Below are 21,574 nucleotides of genomic sequence, written 5' to 3'. Positions count from 1 at the left end.
GATTGGGTGTTAATTTACCGATATTAGCTTAGATCTTAAAGTTCCCTGAGATTAACACTTTTTTTGGCCTCGTTTGGGCGATAGTTTCGGGTGATAGATAAGGTTAAACCCATTTTAGCTAATTCCTTACATTTTTTTATTGACAACAAAGCAGGAGCTAGAGAGAAACTCCCTTGGCTCCTGCTGTCTAGATTCTGATTACATAGTTAAAGACTGCACCTCAGTTTCGATCAGTTTAGCTAAGTCTTGCAGGAAGGAGGCTGCATCGGCCCCGTAGATGACTCGGTGGTCACTGGTGAGATTAACCGTCATCTGTTTTTGCACTCCGAATAAACCATCTTTATTGACGACGATTTGGGGACGGGAAGCACCCACTGCCAGGATCGCGCCTTGGTTGGGGGGTAAGATAGCGGTAAAGCGATCGACTCCGAACATTCCCAGATTAGAAATGGTAAAAGTACCGCTATTATATTCTTCCGGTTGCAGTTGTTTACTGCGGGCGCGATCGACTAAATCTTTCCAACTGCGGGAGAGGGAATAGATATCCATCTGGTTAGCAGAGCGCAAAACCGGCGTAATTAAGCCACCATCGGGCATAGCTACGGCGACAGCGACGTTAATCGCCCCGTGGTATTGAATTCCTGCGTCGCTATAGCAGGCATTAACGATCGGATGTTTAGCGAGGGTGTTGGCCACCGCTTTTGCTAACAGGGCCGTCATGGTGACACCCTTGGATTTTAGCTGTTGATAGAGTTGATCCAGTGGGTCGGTGGTGATAGTGTAGCCCACTTGGAAGGTGGGAACTTGTAAGCTAACCGACATATTCTGGACGACGGCTTTTTGCAGAGTGGTGAGGGGAACAGTCCGACCGACCGGGGCGCTGCCCGGAATCGGGGCTTTAGGAGCCGCTACAGGCACGCTGACGGGTTGCGGGGGAGTAATGACGGGAGCGGGGGCAGTGCTGACTTTTCCTGTCGATTTTTCTACGTCTTCGGCGGTAATTCGTCCGTGGGGACCGCTACCCACTAGGGTTTTCAGATCCACCTTTAATTCTTTAGCCAGTTTTTTGGCCCTGGGAGAGGCGACTAAACGGCCATTATCTTTAACGGCGGCGACGGGGATCGAAACGGGAGGCGGAGCGATTTCTGGGGTCTCTACGGGCTTGCTAGGGGCGACTGCGGCGGTTTTTCCCTGAGCTTTGGCCAGTTCAATTTCCGCTTCAGTTTCGGCGATATAGGCGATCGCTTCCCCCACGGGCGCTTCTTGGCCAGCTTCGACTAAAATTACAGCGAGATAACCATCATAAAACGATTCTACGTCCATGTCGGCCTTGTCGGATTCGACCACTAACACCGTTTCCCCTTTGCTGACTTTTTCCCCGGGGGACTTCACCCAAGAAACTATTTTTCCTTCGGTCATGGTGGAACTGAGCGCGGGCATGAAGATATCTCGAATCATGGTGGAGTGCTTCTATCTCTAATGTTTTGAGCCATAGCGCATTTTACCACAGTTGATGGGGGTGGGGGGCTTTTCAGTGAGCAGTAATCAGTAATCAGTAATCAGTAATCAGTAATCAGTAATCAGTGAACTGATAAGCTGTTGACTATCTAAATTACTCGTTAAGATTGCAGGGGAGCGCCGGAGCTGCGGAGCAGGGAGAAGCAGTTTGAGCATTTGTACTAAAATTTCCAAGACGCAGTTTCAATTCAGTACAGCTTAACTCACGTCTGATAACTGATAACTGGCAACTGATAACTGATAACTGATAACTGGTGACAGAGGGAAAAAGAGAAGGGAAAACGGACCCTTCTCTGCCGTATCTAGACAAAAATTGTTCTAGTTGCCAATATGGACCGGTTGTGCTTGCAGAGATTCAACTAAACCGCGCACGGCTGCCACCATAGCTACTTCATTATCCAATTGATTGATCGCCGAACCAACACCGATACCAGCCGCTCCAGCAGCGATCGCCATAGGGGCGGTAACGCTGGATAAACCGGAAGCGCAGAGGACGGGAACTTTAACCGCATGGGAAATAGCGTGGGCTGCCGCTAAAGTCGGGGCGGCTTTTTCAATCAGTCCCAAAATACCGGCGTGACGGGGTTGACTGCTAGTGCCGCCTTCGGTTTGAATGATATCGGCACCCTGACTAACTAAAGCTTCCGCTAGTCTCACCTGTTCATCGAGGGGTAGGAGATGGGGAACTGTCACAGACAGGGTAATTTCGGGCAGTAGGTCGCGAGTTTGACGGGTTAGGGCTAAAACTTCCGCCGCCTCAAAAAAGCGTCCTTGAGCATAAAAACTATCGAAATTACCGATCTCAATTAAATCGGCCCCGGCCGCCACTGCCATCACCAACAATTCTGGCTCGACGGCCGATACACACACGGGTAAATTTGTCAAGGCTTTTACCGCCCGAATTAGGTCAGCATTAGCGGCAATATCGACAAAAGTTGCTCCTCCGGCTGTAGCGGCTTTAACTACTGAGAGAACCTGCGAGCGATCGAAATTATTTAACCCACTGATCACTTTCAGGGCATGACGACGGGCGAAGGCTTGCTGTAAGGCAAAATTGATCATTAATCTACACCTATCTGGAATTCTCAAAAAACATTTTCCCACCTTCTCGCTGATCAGAGGGTGGGATTTGAGAATTCTTAGGGAAATTTTCTTTAATTTAGGTTTTGATTCTCTTGGTTTTTGCGCTTGAGGTTTTGCAGTTGTTGCAGCAGTACCTCGATTTCCGCTTCTAGATGCAGGTATTTCACCTGTTGGTCAGCTTGGTAGGTGGTGCGAATCTGTTTCATGGCGGAGGATTCCTTAGTTAGTACATTTGTCATAGCGGTATCTATAGAGTGCTGATTATGTTCAATTGTTTCAATTTGTATATAGTACCTTAACAATGTCTTAAAGAAAACCTTTTTATGGTAGTTTCTCAACTGGCACAGGATGAAAGAGGGGAAAAATTCTTGCAACCAAGGGGATCAGAGTGCGATATACTCAGTCGCGAACGATATTGGCAAGCATGACCATGGTAGCGGTAGCAATTTTAGCAGCGGGTAAGGGAACCAGAATGAAGTCCAGCCTTCCGAAAGTTTTACATCCCCTCGGCAGTCGCTCGCTAGTGGAACGGGTGCTTAATGTCAGCGAATCCTTACATCCCAGGCGAAAACTGGTAATTATCGGTTATCAAGGGCAACAGGTGCGAAATACTCTACAGCATCTTGAGGATATCGAATTTGTCGAACAAAAGGAACAGTTAGGCACTGGCCATGCTATTCAGCAGTTAATCCCCCATTTAGAGGACTTTCAGGGGGATTTGTTGGTCTTAAATGGCGATGTTCCCCTGTTGCGTCCCGAAACCTTGCAAAATCTTCTCCAGATTCATCAAGACCATGGTAACGCTGCCACCCTCTTAACTGCTAACCTCCCTAACCCGAAAGGTTACGGTCGAGTTTTTTGTGATGGCAATAATCTCGTTAAGCAGATTGTGGAAGAAAGAGACTGTACCGATGCCCAACGACAAAACCACTGGGTTAATGGGGGTATATACTGCTTTAATTGGTCAAAATTAGCGGCGATACTGCCTAATTTAACGCCCAATAACGATCAAGGTGAGTATTATCTCACGGATGTGGTCAATTTTCTCGATCCCGTCATGGCTGTGGATGTGGAGGATTGTTTAGAAATTAGCGGCATTAATGATCGCAAACAATTGGCCGCCGCCTATGATATCCTGCAAACTAGAGTCAAAGATGATTGGATGGCCGCCGGAGTCACCATAATTGACCCCGATAGTGTCACCATTGAGGATACTGTCACCCTCAGTCCCGATGTGATTATCGAACCCCAAACCCATCTGCGCGGTGAGACGATCATCGCTTCTGGTTGTCGTCTCGGTCCGGGGAGTTTAATCGAAAATAGTCGGATAGGCAGCGATGTAACCGTCTTATTTTCGGTTATTTCTGATAGTCAGGTGGATTCTGGTTGTCGTATCGGCCCCTATGCTCATTTGCGCGGAGAAGCGAAAATTGGGGCTAATTGTCGAGTCGGTAATTTTGTTGAAATTAAAAAAAGTGACATCGGCAATAAAACCAATATTGCCCATTTATCCTATCTGGGAGATGCCACTTTAGGGGAAAAAGTGAACGTTGGTGCGGGAACAATTACTGCTAATTACGATGGTGTGAAAAAACATCAAACTCTGATCGGCAGTGGCACAAAAACTGGTGCAAATAGTGTTTTAGTGGCTCCTCTAGAATTAGGGAAAAATGTCACCGTGGCTGCGGGTTCAACTATCACTAAAAATGTCCCCGATAACGCTTTAGTTATTGCTCGTCAAAGTCAGCGCGTGATCGAAAATTGGTCAAATTAGTTTCAGTAGGTTATGGCAGTTATCAGTTATCAGTTATCAGTTATCAGATGTGAGTTCACTGTTTACTGTTTACTGTTTACTATTTACTGATGGTGTCTAAGGCTTAAATTTGCGCGATGAAGCATGAAATGTTATAAAAATCTCAGTCCTCCCTATAGAAAAGAGTAGAAACTTTATGGCACGCACCGAGTCCACAATGTTAGATCTGGGGACAAAAGCTCCCAGTTTTGCCTTACCCGATGTGGTTTCGGGTGAAACTATTTCTCTGGACAGCTTTGCGGCTAAAACCGCTCTGTTAGTCATCTTCCTCTGTGAACATTGTCCCTTTGTTAAACACATTCAAGAAGAACTTAGCCGTCTAGGTCGCGATTATGCTAACACCAATCTGGGCATCCTCGCCATTAGTTCTAATGACGTGGAGAAATATCCCGATGATTCGCCCGAAAATTTGAAAAAAATGGCGATAACCCTTGACTTTAAATTCAATTTATGCTACGACCAAAGCCAAGAGGTGGCGAAAGCTTACACGGCAGCCTGTACTCCCGATTTTTTCCTCTTTGATAGTCAGCGCAGCCTAGTCTATCGCGGTCAATTGGATGATAGTCGTCCTAGTAATGGAATACCAGTAACAGGCAAAGATCTCCGGGCTGCTATTGACAAGGTTTTAACCGGTCAACCGGTGCCGACGGAGCAAAAACCCAGTTTAGGCTGTAATATCAAATGGAAACCGGGTAATGAGCCACCCTATTATGGTTAATTAACGAAGGGTGTGGGGTGTGGGGTGTGGGGTGTGGAGAGAATAAATAAAATAATCTCCTGTCTCCTGACTCCTATCTCCTAACGACCGACGACCGACTCCTAACCCCACCAACAAGCTTTTTGCCGCAAACCCTACTTATGAGACTATTTCAATAGCGTAACCGATTGCTGTGCTAATAGGGCAGTACCATAGGCCGCTTGCTCCTGTTTAGATAAAAGCACGGGAACCCCCAAATGACGCTGACGAATTATTCTCCAAGTCGGATTTTTTGCCCCACCACCGGCACTATCAACTCGCTCTAATTTATTGGCCCCCAATTCCTGTAAACGCTGATAACCTAAAGCTTCAATGCGGGCAATACTTTCTAGTAAACCATGTAAAAATTCTAGAGGATTATCGGGGCGGGGAGTCAGTTTTGCGGGTAAAAAAGGATCATTAATGGGAAAGCGCTCGCCCGGTTTTAGTAGAGGATAATAATCTAAATTACTTTCTTTTTGTCCATCTATTGCTAAACTATAATTTCTCAATTCTTGATCAGAAAAAAACTTCTTTAACACTGCTCCTCCCGTATTGGATGCCCCACCGGTTAACCACAAATTTCCTAAACGATGACTATAGATGCCATAGTTACTATCATCAACTTTCTGGCTACTTAATAATTTTAAGACTAAAGTTGAACCTAAAGATGTCACCCCATCCCCTAAAGAATTAGCACCACTGGCTAAAAATGCCGCTATGCTGTCGGTGGTTCCCGTATAAATTAAACAATCTTTCGGGATAGCAAAACGAGTCACTAAATCCGGTTTAATAGTATCGATCGCTGTACCCGGAGCAAAAATTTGCGGTAATAAATTAAACATCGGTAAATTCTCTAACCAATCGGGATAACAGAGATTTTCGAGATCATAACCTAACTTTAAGGCATTGTGATAATCACTAATTCCCAGTTTACCGTGCAGGAGAAATGCTAACCAATCCGCTTGCGAGAGAAAATAACGCGCTTGCGAAAAAATTTCTTGTTCACTCCACCAAAGTAATTTGGCTAAACTAGAGGTGGCACTAATCACGGGATGGTGAGGGGGTGCTATAGCTTTAATTGCTTCTAAAAACCCAATTCCTCGCCCATCATTGTATAATATCGCCTCGGAAAGAGGATTACCCCAATTATCACATAATAACACCGTCGAGGAAGTACCATTAATCGCGATCGATTTAAGTTCTGAACGCACCGAATCCCCTAGATTATCCAATAAATAAAATAGGGCCTTTTGCCAATCCTGAAAATTGGCATTAGTGAAAGGATAATGAACCTCAGCGACGATATTTTTGCTAGAATCAATAGCAATCGCTCGCGCTCCCGATGTGCCAAAATCAATACCTAAAGATAAACCCATAGATGTCTTCACAACCCCCTCATTCTGGCTACCATTGGGATGGTATCACTCCCCGATTTTTTGAAGGTTGGTACTTCCGAGTCATGATTCCGCAATTAGCCGACGGATTCGCCTTTATGTATTCTATTCAAGACCCAAGCGGCGGTCAAGTCAATAGCGGCGGAGCGGTACAAATTTTAGCCAGAGAATCTAATTATCTTTGTCGCACTTTTCCCGATACGGATAAATTTTGGGCAAGTCGTCAGGAATTAGCTATCATCCATTGGGGAAAAACTAACTTAAAAATCCGTCCCTGTCTTCTTTCCCCGTCAGCTTTTTTTGAGTCTATTCAAGAAGGTTATCAAGCAACAGCAAACCAGCAGCAAGGACGAATTTATGATCCTGTCACTGGAGAAATCTGTCAATGGGATTATCGCGTTGAAACTAGGTACAGTTGGGGAGATAAAAAGCGTTCACCCCAAGCAACAGCAGGAATATTATCTTATTTACCGATTTTTGACCCGGGTTGGCAGATTTTAACTGCTCATGGTTTAGCAACGGGAATGATTACCCATCGGGGAAAAAATTACCCCTTTGAGAATGTACCTTTTTATAGCGAGAAAAATTGGGGTTATTCTTTCCCGGAAAAGTGGTTTTGGATTAATTGTAATGCTTTCCCTGAAAATCCCGATTTAACCTTAACCGCAGTGGGTTCTACCCGGAAAGTTCTTAACTGGACGGAATCGGTGGGAATTATCGGTATTCACTGGCAAAATCGCTTTTATAAGTTTGATATCTGGAATTCTCAACTAACTTGGACAGTGCAACCCTGGGGATACTGGGAAATGAGGGCAACCAACGAGGATTATACCATTGTCTTAATCGGGATCAGTGATCATCCTCCCGATCGCGTGCGTGTACCCACGGAAAAAGGTCTCTGTTTTGCTTGTCAAGATACCCTCAAAGGTAAATTATCGATAAAATTGGCTGATAGTCGTGGTAAAACCCTTATAAATGCCTCTAGTCATCTAGCTGGCCTCGAAATTGGCGGTATTTGGCTATCAGCTTGGATTAAACAGTGATTTAAATCACCATGACGACGGGAGAATATCCAGTTATCTGGCTACATCTCAGACAACATTGAGAGGCAGCCTCTAGATTAAAAACCAAAACAAAAAACCATCTACTAATAAAAATGATAATTATTTACTTCTCTAGCATTTTATCTAATCTTTCCTGAATCAATAAAGCCATAGAAGAACGTAGAAAAAATAAAGCAAATAACCCCGCTAAACTGAAGGGAATAATGGCTAGTTTGCTATAGTTGCTGTCTAATAAAAATATGGCTGAGATAAGGCTAAATCCCAATAAACAGACATTAATTAATACTTTAATTCCCAGATAAATTCTTTTCAGAAGTCGTTCATTTTCGCGTGACTTAACTTGAAAAACTAAATTTCCTCGCTCGATTTTTTCCTCTAATTGACGGATCATTCTCTCATTTTTATTACCTTTTTGCCATTGTTGTTGAAGAAAAGTGCGTGCTTGATTAGCTAGGGTAAGCATGGTGTTGGTAGTTCCTCCCGATACCGCTAGACTTTTCACAAAAGGTTGACTAGCTGCTAATAAATTATACTGGGGATCTAAAGAGCGGGCAATCCCATCCAACGTGGTGACAGATTTAATAATAAAAGTCATTTGGGGAGGTAAGCGAAAAGGTTGCTGTTTAAACATTAAATACACTTGATCGCTAATTTGTTCAAAGACCCTCACATCTACCGGTTTATCGCGAAATTCATCTAAAAGAAACTGGACGATATTTCGCACGGGTTGCAGATCTCTAACGGGTTCAATTAACCCCATATACACCAGAGTTTTTAAGACTGTTTCCGTATCCTTTCTCAAGATAGCGAAAAAGGTTTCGATCATTTGATCTTTAGCGACGGACTTTAACTCGAACATCGTGCCAAAATCGTAGAAAATTAACTCCCCTTCCTGACTAACTGCCATATTACCCGGATGGGGATCCGATTGGAAAAAACCATCCTGTAATAGTTGTTTGAGATAGGAACAGATTCCCAGTTGAATAATCCCATCTACGTTAATACCATTAGCTAGTAAAGTCTCCCGATCATCAACTTTAATACCCGGTACATACTCCAAAGTTAATACCTTGCGGGTGGTATATTGCCAGTAAACTAAAGGGACTTTTACCTGGGGATAATTCTTAAAATTTTCCCGAAAGCGATCAGCATTTTTGCCCTCATGAATATAATCGATTTCTTGAAAGAGTAGTTCAAAGAATTCTTGATAGATAGCTTCTAAATTATATTTTTTCACCACGGGGAAAATATTTAACCAACGGGTGAGACGATGCAACACTTCAAAATCGAGATTAAATAGTCCTTCTAGATTTGGTCTTTGTACCTTAATAACGACCTCTTCCCCACTTAATAACCGCGCTCGATGCACTTGTCCTAAACTGGCACAAGCGAGGGGAGAAACTGTAAAACTTTCAAATAAATTATCTAGGGGTTGTCCTAATTCTGTTTCAATAACTCGGATCGCTTCTTGACTATTAAATTCGGGAACTCGATCCTGTAATTGGGTTAATTGTTCGATATATTCGAGCGGAATTAAATCTGCTCGCGTCGATAAAGATTGTCCAATTTTAATAAAAGTTGGTCCTAAATTCATGAGGCGATCAACTAACCATTTCGCTCTCCTTTGCCGTTTTTTGCCCCTATTAGCCCCCGTTAAACGATCCCAGAGCAAAAAAGTCAAAAACTGCGTTGTAAAGCTAAATATCTCCAATTGACGAACAATTGGTGATCGCAAGCTTTGCTGCCAATGTAAAGATTTGGGGGAATCAAAAGGAGTAAGCATCAGTTATCAGTTATCAGTTATCAGTTATCAGCTATCAGTTATCAGTTATCAGTTATCAGTTATCAGTGATCAGTGATCACTGATCAGTTATCGGTTATCAGTTATCAGTCATCAGCAAAACCGATCTACAGCGTTTCTCGTCAAGGTGAAGTATAGATTAAACCTTGCCGAAGTAAAAATTCCAGTCGCAAAAATGCGCTTCATCCATCTGAGAAACGCTGTCAATTACTCCATTCCTGTTTAAGAATTCGCCGGTAAAAATCCGGATTTTCAGCTTTTAATCTCTGGACGAGGCAAACCGAGATCTACCGCTAGACGATGACTGCAAGCAAAACCAGAAAAGGCCACCGCGTTTAATCCTTGACCGGGGAAGGTACTATCTCCTACACAATAGAGATTAGGAATAGCTGTGCGATTAAAGGGCATTCCTAACAAGCCTAACAGTTTTCTTCGAGGTATTGGGCCGTAAGTGCCATCGATTCTATTCAAAAAGCGGCGATGGGTGCGGGCCGTGCCAATTTCGATATAATCTAATCCTGTATCCAGTTTGGGAAAGAGTTTTTTCAGGCGCTCGATGAGACGATGAGCAGCGGCCTCTTTTTTCTGTTGATATTCTTGGGGGGGCAGTTTTTGCCATTGATCAATCCAGCTAGGGGTGAAAGCATGAATGATATGATGGTCCCGGGGTGCTAGGGAGGGATCGAGTAAGGTAGGAATAGAAACAAAGATAGTTCCCTGTTCTGCTTCCATATTTTCCCAATCTTCTAGTAAAATATGGTGACATTCGCTTCCTGATGGTAACACATCGGCCTTGACTCCCAGATGCAAACTGAGGAAACTGGGGGATTTTTGATAGCGTTTTTGCCAATTTTTTTCACTGCGGGGGAGAGATTCCAGGGGGAGTAGTTTCTCGAAGGTATCCCAACGGGTAGCATTAGAAACAATCTTTTTAGCGTAATATTCCTTGCCATTGGTCAATCTTACCCCGATCGCCCGTCCTGCATCTAAAATAATCTTAGTCACTCTCGCTTGATACTGGATTTCACCACCAGCTTTTTCCAATCCCTCGACTAACTTGAGAGCAATCTGTCCCACTCCCCCTCGGGGATAGTTAATTCCGCCGTAATGGCGATCGCTAAAGACCATTCCCGCATTAATCATCGGAGTGCGATCAGCGGGTACTACCGACCAACAATAACATTCCATATCGATAAATTTCAATAATTTCGGGTCTTTAATATATTTTCTGGCCAGATCTCCCGCATTTTGGGGTAAATACTTGACCAATCCCAAACAGGATAAAGGATGCTGGAAAAAAACCCTAGTCAGATAGCGGGGTTCTTCCAATGATAGTAAATCCATACTATTGAGGCAATTAAACACCTGCCAGCATTCATCGTAAAAGCGCCGGATACCGGTTTTTTCTGCGGGAAAATGGCTAATTAATTCCTGTAAAAATTGTTCGTAGTCGCGATGAACTTTTAGGTCTAATCCGTCCGGGAGATGATAATGGATCTGGACGGGATCAGCAATGGTTTCGATACTCATATCCACCGCTGCCAAAGCCTTGGTTAAGAGGTTAGTCGTCCCCTTTTTGCCAAAACCAAAAATCATCGAAGCACCCACATCAAAACGATAACCCTCTCGTTCAAAATAACCCGCGCTGCCCCCCGGAATCAGATAACTCTCTAAAACTAAGACTTTTGCTCCTTTTGCCACTAATTGCGTCGCTGTCACCAATCCCCCGATTCCTGACCCAATCACGATCGCATCGTACTGATTACTCATAACTTTAGTTGATAAATTTTTGTGTCAATTCTTGATTGTAACCCTTGACTAGGGATCATTTATCGGCTAGTTTTCGGGAGCAGAAAATTTTTGAGGAGAGATGAAAAGTTGCTAAAAGGAAAAAATTCTGGACAAATCTGGCAACTTGACATAATTGGGTTTGGATGATATCATCTCCGGAAAGACAGGTAGCGCTACTGTTATAAAAAACATTAGCTCTTCTTGTTTCTGTGTGGAAGGGAGAAGAATAGGGGTAATTTTCCAGAAATATATTCTTCAAAGCCTTGCCTAGCAAGACTACTAGAAATAATAAGCACTGATTATCACAGAAAGTCGAGAGGAGCTAAGTAAATTTACCTTAAAATTAATTAATCAATTGGATAATGTATAGAAAACTGGCCAACAAAATCCTTAAATTAGCTAATTCCCTATCTAGATCATCGAAGCGCTCTCTTTTAATTGTCACCGATTGCCTGGTTTTTTGTCTAACCATCTATCTAGCCTTCTCTCTCAGGTTTAATCTCAGCCTCGAATATCAGGAAATTAGACCTTTTTTGGGGGAAATATTGGGCTTAATCGCCATTAAAACTCTAGTTTTCTATCTCAGAGGTATTTACAGTCCCGTAGTACGTTATACAGTATTAGAGTTTCTTTCGTCCGTACTGCAAGCGGTTCTCTATAGTTCAGGGGTTTTAATCAGTCTTGCCTACTTTCAAAGGGATGCCTTTTTGCCGCGTTCAGTCCTGATTATCGACGCCTTGTTAACCCTAGTATTGGTTATCGGGATCAGATTGTTGATTCGTTCTGTCTTTCACCGTCTGAATATTTACGTTAGTAGTGTAGATAGAGAACCGACAATTGTTATCTATGGTGCCGGGGTTGTGGGTCGTCAATTAGCACGTTCCCTACAAAATGACCCCCACTATCGTTTATTGGCCTTTGTTGATGATAATCCCAATTTGCAGCAGCGAGTTATCCAAGGCATTAGGGTTTACCCCCCCCTCTCAATTGGCACTACTGCAGCAAAAACGGGCCTTTGACTGGGTTGTTCTCGCTATTCCGAACCTAGACAAGGCCAGAAAGCGGCAAATCATCGAAAGTCTAGAAACTTTACCCATCGTCATTAAAACCGTCCCTCCCCTCTCAAAAATTTTATCGGGAGAAGCGACCATCAATCAGATTCGCAGTGTCGATGTCTCGGAATTATTAGGACGAGAAGAAATTCTACCCCATCCCGAACTTTTGGGAAAAAATGTCACGGGTAAAGCGGTGTTAGTCACCGGGGGTGGCGGTTCCATCGGTTCGGAATTATGCCGACAAATCGCCTTCCTTAAGCCAAAATGCTTGGTAATCTACGAATTAAACGAGTTTTCCCTCTACAAAATCGATCTCGATTTAAGTGAAAATTATGCCGATTTACGCAAGTATGCCTATCTAGGCAATGTTCTCGACCGTAATCATCTGGCCCGAGTCATCCAACAACACCAGATCCAGACAATTTATCACACGGCCGCCTATAAGCACGTTCCCCTTGTGGAAGCTAATCCTAGTCAAGGGATTTACACTAATGTTTGGGGGAGTTTAAATGTCGCTCAGACCGCGGTCGAGAATTCAGTTAGTAATTTAGTTCTCATTTCCACCGATAAGGCCGTCAGACCGACTAACATTATGGGGGCCAGTAAACGCTGTGCTGAGTTAGTCGTGCAAGCTTTGGCCGCTTTACCCGACACTTCCACCTGTTGCGCTATCGTCCGCTTTGGCAATGTTCTCGATAGTAGCGGTTCCGTGGTGCCGCGTTTCCTGGAACAAATCGCCCAACGTAAGAATATTACCCTCACCCATCGCGATATTATTCGCTATTTTATGTCTATTCCCGAGGCGGTGCGTTTGGTTATGCAAGCAGGAGCCATGGCCCGAGGGGGTGAGGTATTCCTGTTAGATATGGGTGAACCGGTAAAAATTTACGATTTGGCCCTACAGATGATTCGTTTAAGTGGCTTGGAATTAGGACAAGATATCGATATTGAAATCACAGGATTAAGACCGGGGGAAAAACTCTACGAAGAATTATTAATCGATACCGATAAAGCTCGTCCCACCCCTCACCCAAAGATTTTTTGCGCTCATGAACACTTTCTTGCTTGGGACAAATTGCCAATCAAATTAGAGCAACTGCTTAATTATATTCAAGTTAATGACCGTCAGGGCTTAGTTAAGTCCCTACAAGATTTAGTTCCCGAATATCAGCCGCCGCAGCAAATAGCCAGTAATTTGTCAAGTAAAAAGTAAAAAAGAGGAGTTTTACCTCTCCTCTTGTTGCCAAAATTTATTAATCTAATTGAACCGAATGCTCTTGTTTTAATTGCTTTTGGATAGTTTTTACCGTCTGCTCAATTTTATTGATTCCGCGAGAAGAAGGGCGATTTACTCTATCAGCTAGAGGAGAAGTTTGTTGAATAGCAATGCTTAAATAAAGAGGAAAAGCGAGGGTAAAGGCTAAAAAAAGACGTTGTAACATAATCCACTCCCACAAAAGTTTTTCAGCGATTATTCTAGCCGGCTGAAACTTTTACCAGAATAACGACTAACTAGGAAAATTTCAGCTAGTTTGTGACAGTCCGGCAATTGGTGGGGCAATCCTAAAGAATTAGCGCTGAAACCCTCAACCCTAGACCGAGATTCTGATACATTGATCTAGAAACATGATCGATCGCTCTATCTATGCACAAAATTCCAGTTACTGTGATCACGGGTTTTCTGGGTGCGGGAAAAACTACCCTCATCCGTCATCTACTGCAAAATAATCAAGGCCGACGGGTGGCCGTTATGGTCAATGAATTCGGAGAAGTGGGAATTGATGGTGATTTGTTGAAAAGTTGTCAGACCTGCGACGACAACCCCAACGATAATATTGTGGAACTGACCAACGGTTGTCTGTGCTGTACAGTGCAGGAAGAATTTCTCCCCACCATGCAGAAATTGCTGGAGCGACGGCAACAGTTGGATTGTATGCTGATCGAAACTTCGGGGTTAGCTTTACCTAAACCTCTGGTTCAAGCTTTTCGCTGGCCGGAAATCCGCAACGGTGCGACGGTGGACGGAGTAATCACCGTGGTGGATGGTTTTGCCATCGCTAGGGGTCGTCTGGTGGCGGATTTGGACGCTTTAACGGCACAAAGGCAAGCAGACCCCAATTTAGAACACGAAACGCCCATTGAGGAGTTATTTGAGGATCAGCTAGCCTGCGCTGACCTGGTACTCTTAACTAAAACCGATCTCATCAGCGAAATTGAATTAGAAAAAATTATTAATTGGCTGAAAACGCAACTGCGATCAACGGTAAAAATAGTTACTTGTGCTGATGGACAAATTAGCCCCGATGTGCTATTGGGATTTAATGCCGCCGTCGAGGATAATTTAGCTAGTCGTCCTAGTCATCATGATCACGAGGAAGAACACGATCACGATGAGGATATCAATTCTGTGCAGTTTTGCCTCGATTCTCCCGTAGATGCCCAAATTTTGACCCAACGGATCAAAGAATTGGTGGCCCTGGAAGAAATCTATCGGGTCAAGGGATTTGTTAACGTGGCCAATAAACCGATGCGTATGGTGTTACAGGGAGTCGGCGAGCGCTTTGATTCTTTCTTCGATCGACCCTGGCAATCCACAGAAATGCGGCAAACCCGCTTGGTCTTTATCGGCCGCTCCCTCGATAGTCAGAGAATCGAGCAGGCCTTAACTAGCGTTTGCTGAAGAAGTTTTTCCTGGGGTTAGGGAGATTATTTTTATTTATTCTCCCTTCTCCCTTCTTCCCCTCTACAATAATTACTCGCAGCCAGAAATACGTTGGGTAATGTCATACTTTGTGCTTTTTGTCAAAAAAACTTTTTTTTTGCAATAAAACTACACAAAAAAAAGATCATCGTCATGGGTGAAATTGACTGATTTAACCGTCTTAATTAGGATCACTTTCTATATGTGGCAAGGGTTTCAAGCGTTGCTGCCCAAAAAAGCACAAAATAACCCATTATGAAATTCAGTAAAATCGCTGTAACCATGATAACATCGTTGTTAAATAAAAATCTTTCTCAATTAATTTTTAAGAATTTGTAAATATTGCGGAATGTTAATTTAAATATTCTCAATCTTGTGCAGTCAATAGATAATTTTTGCTTATCTTTGCCCCACATTGGGTTAGGAGTCAGGAGTCAGGAGTCAGGTTTTAGGTGTTGGAGTTTTAGGGTTTTGGGGTTTTAGTTCAATTTCCCCACTTCCCCACCTCCCCACTTCCCACACCCCACACCCCACTGATCACTGAAAAAGCTCCGGCAATCGATCGCCCAGATAGATGGTTGGGGATTTGGGTTAGGGTAGTAAAAGATACAGATTACTCGCCCTTGCAGACCAAAAATTATGACGAATACCAGTAACCCGCTGCTTGCCGGTCAAGGATTACCGGCTTTTGACCAAATCCAACCCGGCCTGATTGTCCCTGGGATGACGCAACTTTTGCAGGAACTGGCCAGAGAATTAACCGAACTAGAAGCGCAGATTATCCCCACCTGGGAAAAATTGGTCGAACCCCTCACCCGGATCGAAGAACGTTTAAGCTGGAGTTGGGGGATTATCGGTCATCTGATGGGGGTAAAAAATAGCCCGGAATTGCGTCAAGCTTACGAAACCGTACAACCACAGGTAGTCGAGTTTATTAGCCGTTTAAGCCAAAGTAAACCCATTTATGAGGCATTTTTGTCCCTGCGCCAAGGGGAAAGCTGGGGGCAATTAGACGAGGCACAACAGCGCATTGTCGAAGCTTCCCTGCGGGATGCTCAATTGGCCGGGGTGGGATTAGTAGGGGAGAAAAAAGACAGATTTAACGCGATTCAACTGGAATTAGCGGAAATCACCACGAAATTTTCTAATAACATCCTCGATGCCACCAAAGCTTTTCAACTGAAACTAACAACCCCAGAAGATATCGCCGGTTTACCCCCTAGTCTCCTTAGTTTAGCCGCCCAAACCGCCCGGGGCCAAGGGGAAACTAACGCCAGCAGCGAAACTGGCCCCTGGGTGATTACCCTCGATTTTCCCAGTTATTTCCCCTTTATGAAATACAGCGATAATCGGGAATTGCGCGAAAAACTCTATAAAGCCTACGTTAGTCGGGCCGATCTGGGAGAATTGGATAATAATCCCTTAATCGATCGCATTTTGCAACTTCGTCAGGAACAAGCCCATCTTTTAGGTTATAGTACCTACGCCGAGGTTAGTCTTGCCCGGAAAATGGCCAATTCTGTGGATGAAATCGAGAAATTGCTTGACAATTTACGCCAAGTAAGCTATGAAGCGGCAAAACAGGATTTAGAGGCCTTAAAAACTTTTGCGGGAACCGACGATCTCAAGCATTGGGATATAGCCTATTGGTCAGAAAAACAGCGTCAGGCCAAGTTTAACTTTAGTGCCGAGGAATTACGCCCCTATTTCCCCCTACCACGGGTTTTAGAAGGCATATTTAGCCTCGCTAAACGGATTTTTGGGGTAGAAATTATCGCTGCCGACGGTAAAGCACCTATCTGGCATCCCGATGTGCGTTATTTCCAGATTAACGACGAAAAGGGCGAAAAAATCGCCTACTTCTACCTCGATGCCTACAGTCGTCCCGCCGAAAAACGCGGCGGCGCTTGGATGGATGTCTGTATCGGTCGGGCCAAAACCGGCACCGAGGTGCGTTTACCCGTGGCTTATTTAATCTGCAATCAAACGCCTCCAGTGGACGGAAACCCCAGTTTAATGACCTTTGAGGAGGTAACTACCCTATTTCACGAATTTGGCCACGGTTTACAGCATATGTTAACCACTGTGGATTATTCTGGCGCAGCGGGTATTAATAACGTTGAGTGGGACGCGGTGGAATTGCCCAGTCAATTTATGGAAAATTGGTGTTATGATCGCCCTACTTTAATGAGTATGGCCAAACACTACGAAACGGGTGAAACTCTCCCCGAACATTACTACCAAAAACTGCTTCTAGCTAAGAATTATATGAGCGGTTCGGCCATGCTGCGTCAGTTACATTTGTCTTTAGTAGATTTGGAATTACACCATCGTTATCAACCCAATGGCGGCGAAACTCCTAAACAAGTCAGACAGCGTTTAGCGGCGACGACGACAATAATTCCTCCTCTACCGGAAGATGCTTTCTTGTGTTCTTTTGGGCATATTTTCGCTGGCGGTTATGCGGCGGGTTACTATAGTTATAAATGGGCAGAAGTTCTCAGCGCCGATGCTTTTGCCGCTTTCGAGGAAGTGGGATTAGATAACGAAGAAGCAGTGAAAGCGATCGGCCGCCGTTTTCGCGATACTGTCTTAGCTATGGGGGGAAGTTCTCATCCTATGAATGTTTTTAAAGCTTTCCGCGGTCGCGAACCTAGTACCGAGCCTCTCCTCCGTCATAGCGGCTTATAAAAGTAGTCAAAAACTTTTTTTTGTGGTGCGTTACGGCAATATTTAGCTCTTGATTTTTTCCCTAAAAACAAGGGATTGTCTGACGCACCCTACTTGAATATATTGTGATAACATATCAGGAAAAAAAAGTTAACTAACAGGAGGAAACTGTAATGAGTATCGCATTTTTTCAAGATATTATCGAATCGGTAGAGAGTCTATCCATTGAAGACCAAGATTATTTGTTTGAGCTAATTCGTAAAAGACGCATTGAGAAACGCCGGGAGGAGATGGCTAAAAATGGCGAAGAAACCTTAAAATCTTTAGCAATGGGAACAGCAAAAAAAGGCAGTGCTGAAGAGATAATGGCTTATTTGTTAGAGGATGAAGAAGAATAAAATTAGTTGCTGACAAAAGCTTTAAAAGAGCTTTTCAACGCTTAATCAGCAAAAATCCTCAACTACAAAGCAAGGTATCAGAGGTTCTACATTTGTTAGAAGATAATCCCTTCACCCCTTCTTTAAAATCTCATAAGCTGACAGGTAGATTAGAAGGTTATTGGTCATGTTCTGTTAGTTACGATTGCCGTATTATTTTTACTTTTCGTCAAGATACTGATTCAGGAGAAACTTTAATTGTTATAGTTGATATTGGAAAACACGATCAAGTTTACTAATTTATCTCTTGAATTTGTTCTTGCTTATCAATTGTATAATTACAGTGCGATATCGCCTACTTTTCTAGCGTGCGTTCCTGGAAATTTTTGGGTCTGAAACCCCTTAACTACTGTATATTTTTATTAAGAATTATCTGTCCCTTGTAACATTAACTCTTAATTCTTAACAAATTACCCTAGATTCTCAGAGAAAAACTGATTATAATAAAGGGAACTGAACAGAACTGCTCGATCGATAGATAACTGATTAATTAAAGTTTTATTACTTTTGATGGACTGGGATTAAGAGAAGTAAATTTATTCTCGATCGCTCCCTGAAAGTGAGAAGAAATAGTTTTAATAAACAAAGAGTTTTCAACTTGGCAAAAATCCTCTGGGGGCAATACACATGGAAGTTATAACCGAGACAATTAACCCAACTTCGCTCGAACGGGAACCGATCCATCTCTATAACCGAATTCAACCGCACGGGGTGCTTTTAGTTCTCAGCGAACCGGAGCTAAAAGTCAGCCAAACTAGCAGTAATAGCCGCAGTTTATTGGGCATTTCTCCGGGGGAAATTATCGGTAAAACCCTAGAGGAAATCTTCGATCCCTTTCAGATCGATCCTCTGAAATCAGCCATAGAAAATAACGATTTTGATGCTATCAATCCCTCCAAAATTTGGGCGCGGGTTAAAGGGGATGATTTTGCCGTCTTTGATGCTATTTTTCACCGCAACGCCGAACAAATGCTGATTTTAGAGTTAGAACCAGCTATTTCCTATGAAAACATTCCTTTCCTGAGATTCTATCACCTAGCCAAAACTTCGATCGATAAAATTGAAGCCACCCGTAGCCTGAAAGATTTCTGTAATATCATCGTTAAAGAAGTCAGAAAAATGACAGGATTCGATCGAGTTATGTTATACAAATTCGACGAAGAAGATAACGGTGATGTGATAGCAGAAGACAAAATAGAGCAACTAGAACCCTATCTCGGTTTACGTTATCCCGCTTCCGATATCCCTCTCCCGGCACGAAATTTATTAAGTGCTAATTGGATTCGACAGATTCCCGATGCTACCTCTGAACCCGTCGATCTAGTGCCTAGTCTTCATCCCGAAACCCAACAACCCTTAAATTTAACCCTGTCCAGTCTTAGAAGTGCTTCTCCCTGTCATTTAGAATACCTGCATAATATGGGAGTGGGAGCATCTCTAACCATTTCTCTGATTGAAAATAAACGTCTTTGGGGTATTATTGCCTGTCATCACCGTACCCCCAAATATGTACCCTACGAACTCCGTAAAGCTTGTGAGTTCTTAGGAAGGGTAATTTTTTCGGAAATATCGGCACGGGAAGAAACCGAGGATTATGACTATCGAGTAAAATTAAGCTTTGTGCAATCGCAATTAATCGATTATATGGCGGAAGCTAATAACTTTATTGATGGATTAATTGCCCATAAACCGAATCTGCTCGATCTAACTAAAGCCACGGGAGCCGCTATTTGCTTAGGTGGTAACTATACCTTAATTGGAGTAACACCGAGCGAAGAAGAATTAAACTATCTGATTACTTGGCTAGAAAAAAACGTCCATGAAGATGTTTACTATACTAATTCCTTACCGCGAATTTATGCCGATGCGGGTAAGTTTAAAGACATTGCCAGTGGTTTACTAGCAATTCCCATTTCTAAACGTAATTATCTCCTCTGGTTTCGTCCGGAAGTAATTCAAACCGTGAACTGGGGTGGTGATCCGGGTAAAGCGATCGAAACGACTGCCATAGATGGTGATATTCGTCTCTGTCCGCGTAAATCTTTCTCCCTCTGGAAAGAAACCGTTCGCTTGAAATCTTTACCCTGGAAAGCAGTAGAAATCAACGCGGCACTAGAATTACGAAAAGCGATCGTCAATATCATCTTAAAACAAGCCGATGAATTGGCACGTTTAGCGCGGGATTTGGAACTATCGAACGCCGAATTAAAAAAATTCGCCTACGTCGCTTCCCACGATTTACAGGAACCCCTCAATCAAGTCGCCAACTATGTGCAGTTGCTAGAAATGCGCTACACCGAAGAACTGGACGAAGATGCTAAAGAATTTATTACTTTTGCCGTCGAAGGTGTCAGCTTGATGCAAACATTAATAGATGATGTGCTGGCTTACTCAAAAGTGGATATGCAGGCGGTAGAGTTTAATACCATCGATGCTAATCTGGCACTGGAAAAAGCTCTCGCTAACCTGAAAGGGAGAATTCAGGAAAGTCAAGCTATAATCACCGTTGATCCTTTGCCAATTGTCATGGCAGATAAAACCCAGTTAATGCAATTGTTCCAAAATCTCATCGGTAATGCCATTAAATTCCGGGGAAAAGCAACTCCCACTATTCATATTGCTGCCCAACGTCAAGAGGAGGAATGGCTGTTCTCTGTCACCGATAATGGAATTGGTATCGATCCCCGATTTTCCGAACGCATTTTCGTGATTTTCCAACGACTGCACACCCGCGACGAGTACCCCGGCACAGGTATGGGTTTGGCGATTTGCAAGAAAATTATCGAGTGTCATCGCGGACGAATTTGGGTAGAATCCCAATTAGGTAAAGGAGCGGTTTTCTATTTTACAATTCCCCTAGGAGGTAACGAGCGTGAGCGCTGGCGAGGACGTGCCACACAAAATTATCTTATTAGTGGAGGACAGCAAAGCTGATATTCGCCTCATCCAAGAGGCATTAAAAACTAGCACCGTCCCGCACGAATTAGTTATCGTTAGGGATGGTGTCAACGCCATGGATTATCTGCGTCGAGAAGGGGAGTATCTCGATTCTCCCCGTCCTAATCTGATTCTTCTCGATCTGAATTTACCCAGAAAAGACGGACGGGAGGTATTAGCGGAAATAAAAAACGATCCCAGTTTAAAAAGAATTCCTGTGGTGGTTTTAACCACTTCTCGCAACGAGGAGGATATTTTTTATAGCTATGAACTGCACGTTAATTGTTATATAACCAAGTCGCGCAATCTCAACGATTTGTTCAAAATTGTCAAAAATATCGAGGCTTTTTGGTTAGAAACCGCTACTTTACCCGGGGAGTGAATCATTATCAGTTATCAGTTATCAGTTATCAGTTATCAGTTATCAGGTTTGAGTTTTCAGTTAATAGTATCAAGTGGCAAGTTCGGAGCTTTCTTTTCACTGTTTACTGTTTACTGGACGGCTACGCCGTGCCTTTGGCAACACTGAAAAATCTTCCCACTTCCTAACCTCCCAAATCTCTTTAACTCT

16 protein-coding genes and 1 pseudogene are annotated in these 21,574 nt (G+C 43.4%); 10 read left to right on the top strand and 7 right to left on the bottom strand.

Annotated features, from left to right (window positions below):
- Positions 1 to 198: 198 nt before the first annotated feature.
- The 3 genes from IM475_RS08840 to IM475_RS08830 form a co-directional block, all read right to left on the bottom strand.
- The gene (locus IM475_RS08840) at positions 199 to 1,458 is read right to left on the bottom strand and encodes a dihydrolipoamide acetyltransferase family protein (protein WP_287727319.1); all 1,260 of its coding nucleotides are present in this window, start codon (positions 1,456 to 1,458) and stop codon (positions 199 to 201) included.
- A 378-nt stretch (positions 1,459 to 1,836) separates the two neighbouring features.
- Positions 1,837 to 2,580, bottom strand: coding sequence for a DUF561 domain-containing protein (locus IM475_RS08835; RefSeq protein WP_287657838.1), 744 nt, complete (start codon positions 2,578 to 2,580; stop codon positions 1,837 to 1,839).
- A gap of 92 nt (positions 2,581 to 2,672) precedes the next feature.
- Positions 2,673 to 2,840, bottom strand: a complete 168-nt coding sequence (locus IM475_RS08830; protein WP_287727318.1) for a hypothetical protein — start codon at positions 2,838 to 2,840, stop codon at positions 2,673 to 2,675.
- A 191-nt stretch (positions 2,841 to 3,031) separates the two neighbouring features.
- Here IM475_RS08830 and glmU point away from each other — a divergent pair, with 191 nt between their 5' ends.
- A complete protein-coding gene (glmU, locus tag IM475_RS08825; protein WP_287727342.1) occupies positions 3,032 to 4,375 on the top strand; it encodes a bifunctional UDP-N-acetylglucosamine diphosphorylase/glucosamine-1-phosphate N-acetyltransferase GlmU in 1,344 nt (447 codons plus the stop codon).
- 175 nt (positions 4,376 to 4,550) lie between these two features.
- Entirely contained in the window at positions 4,551 to 5,132 is a 582-nt protein-coding gene (locus IM475_RS08820; protein ID WP_287727317.1) for a thioredoxin family protein, read from the top strand.
- A gap of 146 nt (positions 5,133 to 5,278) precedes the next feature.
- Here the strand turns inward: IM475_RS08820 and IM475_RS08815 are convergent, their stop codons facing one another.
- Complete coding sequence (locus IM475_RS08815) at positions 5,279 to 6,529, bottom strand: FGGY-family carbohydrate kinase (RefSeq protein WP_287727341.1); 1,251 nt, start codon at positions 6,527 to 6,529, stop codon at positions 5,279 to 5,281.
- A 2-nt stretch (positions 6,530 to 6,531) separates the two neighbouring features.
- Between IM475_RS08815 and IM475_RS08810 the strand changes: the two genes are divergently transcribed.
- On the top strand, positions 6,532 to 7,590 hold the full coding sequence (locus IM475_RS08810; protein WP_287727316.1) for a tocopherol cyclase family protein: 1,059 nt from the start codon (positions 6,532 to 6,534) through the stop codon (positions 7,588 to 7,590).
- Between the two features lie 124 nt (positions 7,591 to 7,714).
- On the opposite strand, the gene IM475_RS08805 is transcribed toward IM475_RS08810, so the two are convergent.
- Complete coding sequence (locus IM475_RS08805) at positions 7,715 to 9,394, bottom strand: ABC1 kinase family protein (protein ID WP_287727315.1); 1,680 nt, start codon at positions 9,392 to 9,394, stop codon at positions 7,715 to 7,717.
- A gap of 270 nt (positions 9,395 to 9,664) precedes the next feature.
- Positions 9,665 to 11,182 (bottom strand): carotenoid isomerase, encoded by a 1,518-nt coding sequence (crtH, locus tag IM475_RS08800; RefSeq protein WP_287727314.1) that lies wholly within the window; start codon positions 11,180 to 11,182, stop codon positions 9,665 to 9,667.
- A 383-nt stretch (positions 11,183 to 11,565) separates the two neighbouring features.
- On the opposite strand from crtH, the pseudogene IM475_RS08795 reads away from it, so the two are divergent.
- A pseudogene (locus IM475_RS08795) lies at positions 11,566 to 13,471 on the top strand (polysaccharide biosynthesis protein).
- Positions 13,472 to 13,511: 40 nt separating this feature from the next.
- Here the strand turns inward: IM475_RS08795 and IM475_RS08790 are convergent.
- On the bottom strand, positions 13,512 to 13,700 hold the full coding sequence (locus IM475_RS08790) for a hypothetical protein (RefSeq protein ID WP_002784873.1): 189 nt from the start codon (positions 13,698 to 13,700) through the stop codon (positions 13,512 to 13,514).
- 203 nt (positions 13,701 to 13,903) lie between these two features.
- Between IM475_RS08790 and cobW the strand changes: the two genes are divergently transcribed.
- The 6 genes from cobW (at position 13,904) to IM475_RS08760 (ending at position 21,385) form a co-directional block, all read left to right on the top strand.
- Positions 13,904 to 14,938, top strand: a complete 1,035-nt coding sequence (cobW, locus tag IM475_RS08785; protein WP_287727313.1) for a cobalamin biosynthesis protein CobW — start codon at positions 13,904 to 13,906, stop codon at positions 14,936 to 14,938.
- A 660-nt stretch (positions 14,939 to 15,598) separates the two neighbouring features.
- Positions 15,599 to 17,650 (top strand): M3 family metallopeptidase, encoded by a 2,052-nt coding sequence (locus IM475_RS08780; protein ID WP_287727312.1) that lies wholly within the window; start codon positions 15,599 to 15,601, stop codon positions 17,648 to 17,650.
- Positions 17,651 to 17,802: 152 nt separating this feature from the next.
- Complete coding sequence (locus IM475_RS08775; protein ID WP_002784870.1) at positions 17,803 to 18,027, top strand: hypothetical protein; 225 nt, start codon at positions 17,803 to 17,805, stop codon at positions 18,025 to 18,027.
- A complete protein-coding gene (locus tag IM475_RS08770) occupies positions 18,024 to 18,305 on the top strand; it encodes a type II toxin-antitoxin system RelE/ParE family toxin (protein WP_004163338.1) in 282 nt (93 codons plus the stop codon). Before IM475_RS08775 ends, IM475_RS08770 begins: the two co-directional genes overlap by 4 nt.
- 388 nt (positions 18,306 to 18,693) lie before the next feature.
- Positions 18,694 to 21,000 (top strand): sensor histidine kinase, encoded by a 2,307-nt coding sequence (locus tag IM475_RS08765; protein ID WP_287727311.1) that lies wholly within the window; start codon positions 18,694 to 18,696, stop codon positions 20,998 to 21,000.
- Positions 20,939 to 21,385, top strand: a complete 447-nt coding sequence (locus IM475_RS08760) for a response regulator (protein WP_002758488.1) — start codon at positions 20,939 to 20,941, stop codon at positions 21,383 to 21,385. Before IM475_RS08765 ends, IM475_RS08760 begins: the two co-directional genes overlap by 62 nt.
- The last annotated feature ends 189 nt before the right edge of the window (positions 21,386 to 21,574 follow it).

Origin of the sequence: Microcystis sp. M061S2, assembly GCF_020245605.1 — a bacterium.
GTDB lineage: Bacteria > Cyanobacteriota > Cyanobacteriia > Cyanobacteriales > Microcystaceae > Microcystis.
The sequence above is the reverse complement of the archived record's forward strand: the minus strand, read 5'-3'. Positions and strand labels throughout refer to the sequence as shown.

Excerpts from the sequence above, each read along its gene's own strand:
- IM475_RS08790 (WP_002784873.1), bottom strand. The coding sequence starts at position 13,700 with ATGTTACAACGTCTTTTTTTAGCCTTTACCCTCGCTTTTCCTCTTTAT.
- crtH (WP_287727314.1), bottom strand. The coding sequence starts at position 11,182 with ATGAGTAATCAGTACGATGCGATCGTGATTGGGTCAGGAATCGGGGGA.
- IM475_RS08820 (WP_287727317.1), top strand. The coding sequence starts at position 4,551 with ATGGCACGCACCGAGTCCACAATGTTAGATCTGGGGACAAAAGCTCCC.
- cobW (WP_287727313.1), top strand. The coding sequence starts at position 13,904 with ATGCACAAAATTCCAGTTACTGTGATCACGGGTTTTCTGGGTGCGGGA.
- IM475_RS08805 (WP_287727315.1), bottom strand. The coding sequence starts at position 9,394 with ATGCTTACTCCTTTTGATTCCCCCAAATCTTTACATTGGCAGCAAAGC.
- IM475_RS08810 (WP_287727316.1), top strand. The coding sequence starts at position 6,532 with ATGTCTTCACAACCCCCTCATTCTGGCTACCATTGGGATGGTATCACT.
- glmU (WP_287727342.1), top strand. The coding sequence starts at position 3,032 with ATGGTAGCGGTAGCAATTTTAGCAGCGGGTAAGGGAACCAGAATGAAG.
- IM475_RS08835 (WP_287657838.1), bottom strand. The coding sequence starts at position 2,580 with ATGATCAATTTTGCCTTACAGCAAGCCTTCGCCCGTCGTCATGCCCTG.
- IM475_RS08840 (WP_287727319.1), bottom strand. The coding sequence starts at position 1,458 with ATGATTCGAGATATCTTCATGCCCGCGCTCAGTTCCACCATGACCGAA.
- IM475_RS08765 (WP_287727311.1), top strand. The coding sequence starts at position 18,694 with ATGGAAGTTATAACCGAGACAATTAACCCAACTTCGCTCGAACGGGAA.
- IM475_RS08830 (WP_287727318.1), bottom strand. The coding sequence starts at position 2,840 with ATGACAAATGTACTAACTAAGGAATCCTCCGCCATGAAACAGATTCGC.
- IM475_RS08815 (WP_287727341.1), bottom strand. The coding sequence starts at position 6,529 with ATGGGTTTATCTTTAGGTATTGATTTTGGCACATCGGGAGCGCGAGCG.
- IM475_RS08780 (WP_287727312.1), top strand. The coding sequence starts at position 15,599 with ATGACGAATACCAGTAACCCGCTGCTTGCCGGTCAAGGATTACCGGCT.
- IM475_RS08775 (WP_002784870.1), top strand. The coding sequence starts at position 17,803 with ATGAGTATCGCATTTTTTCAAGATATTATCGAATCGGTAGAGAGTCTA.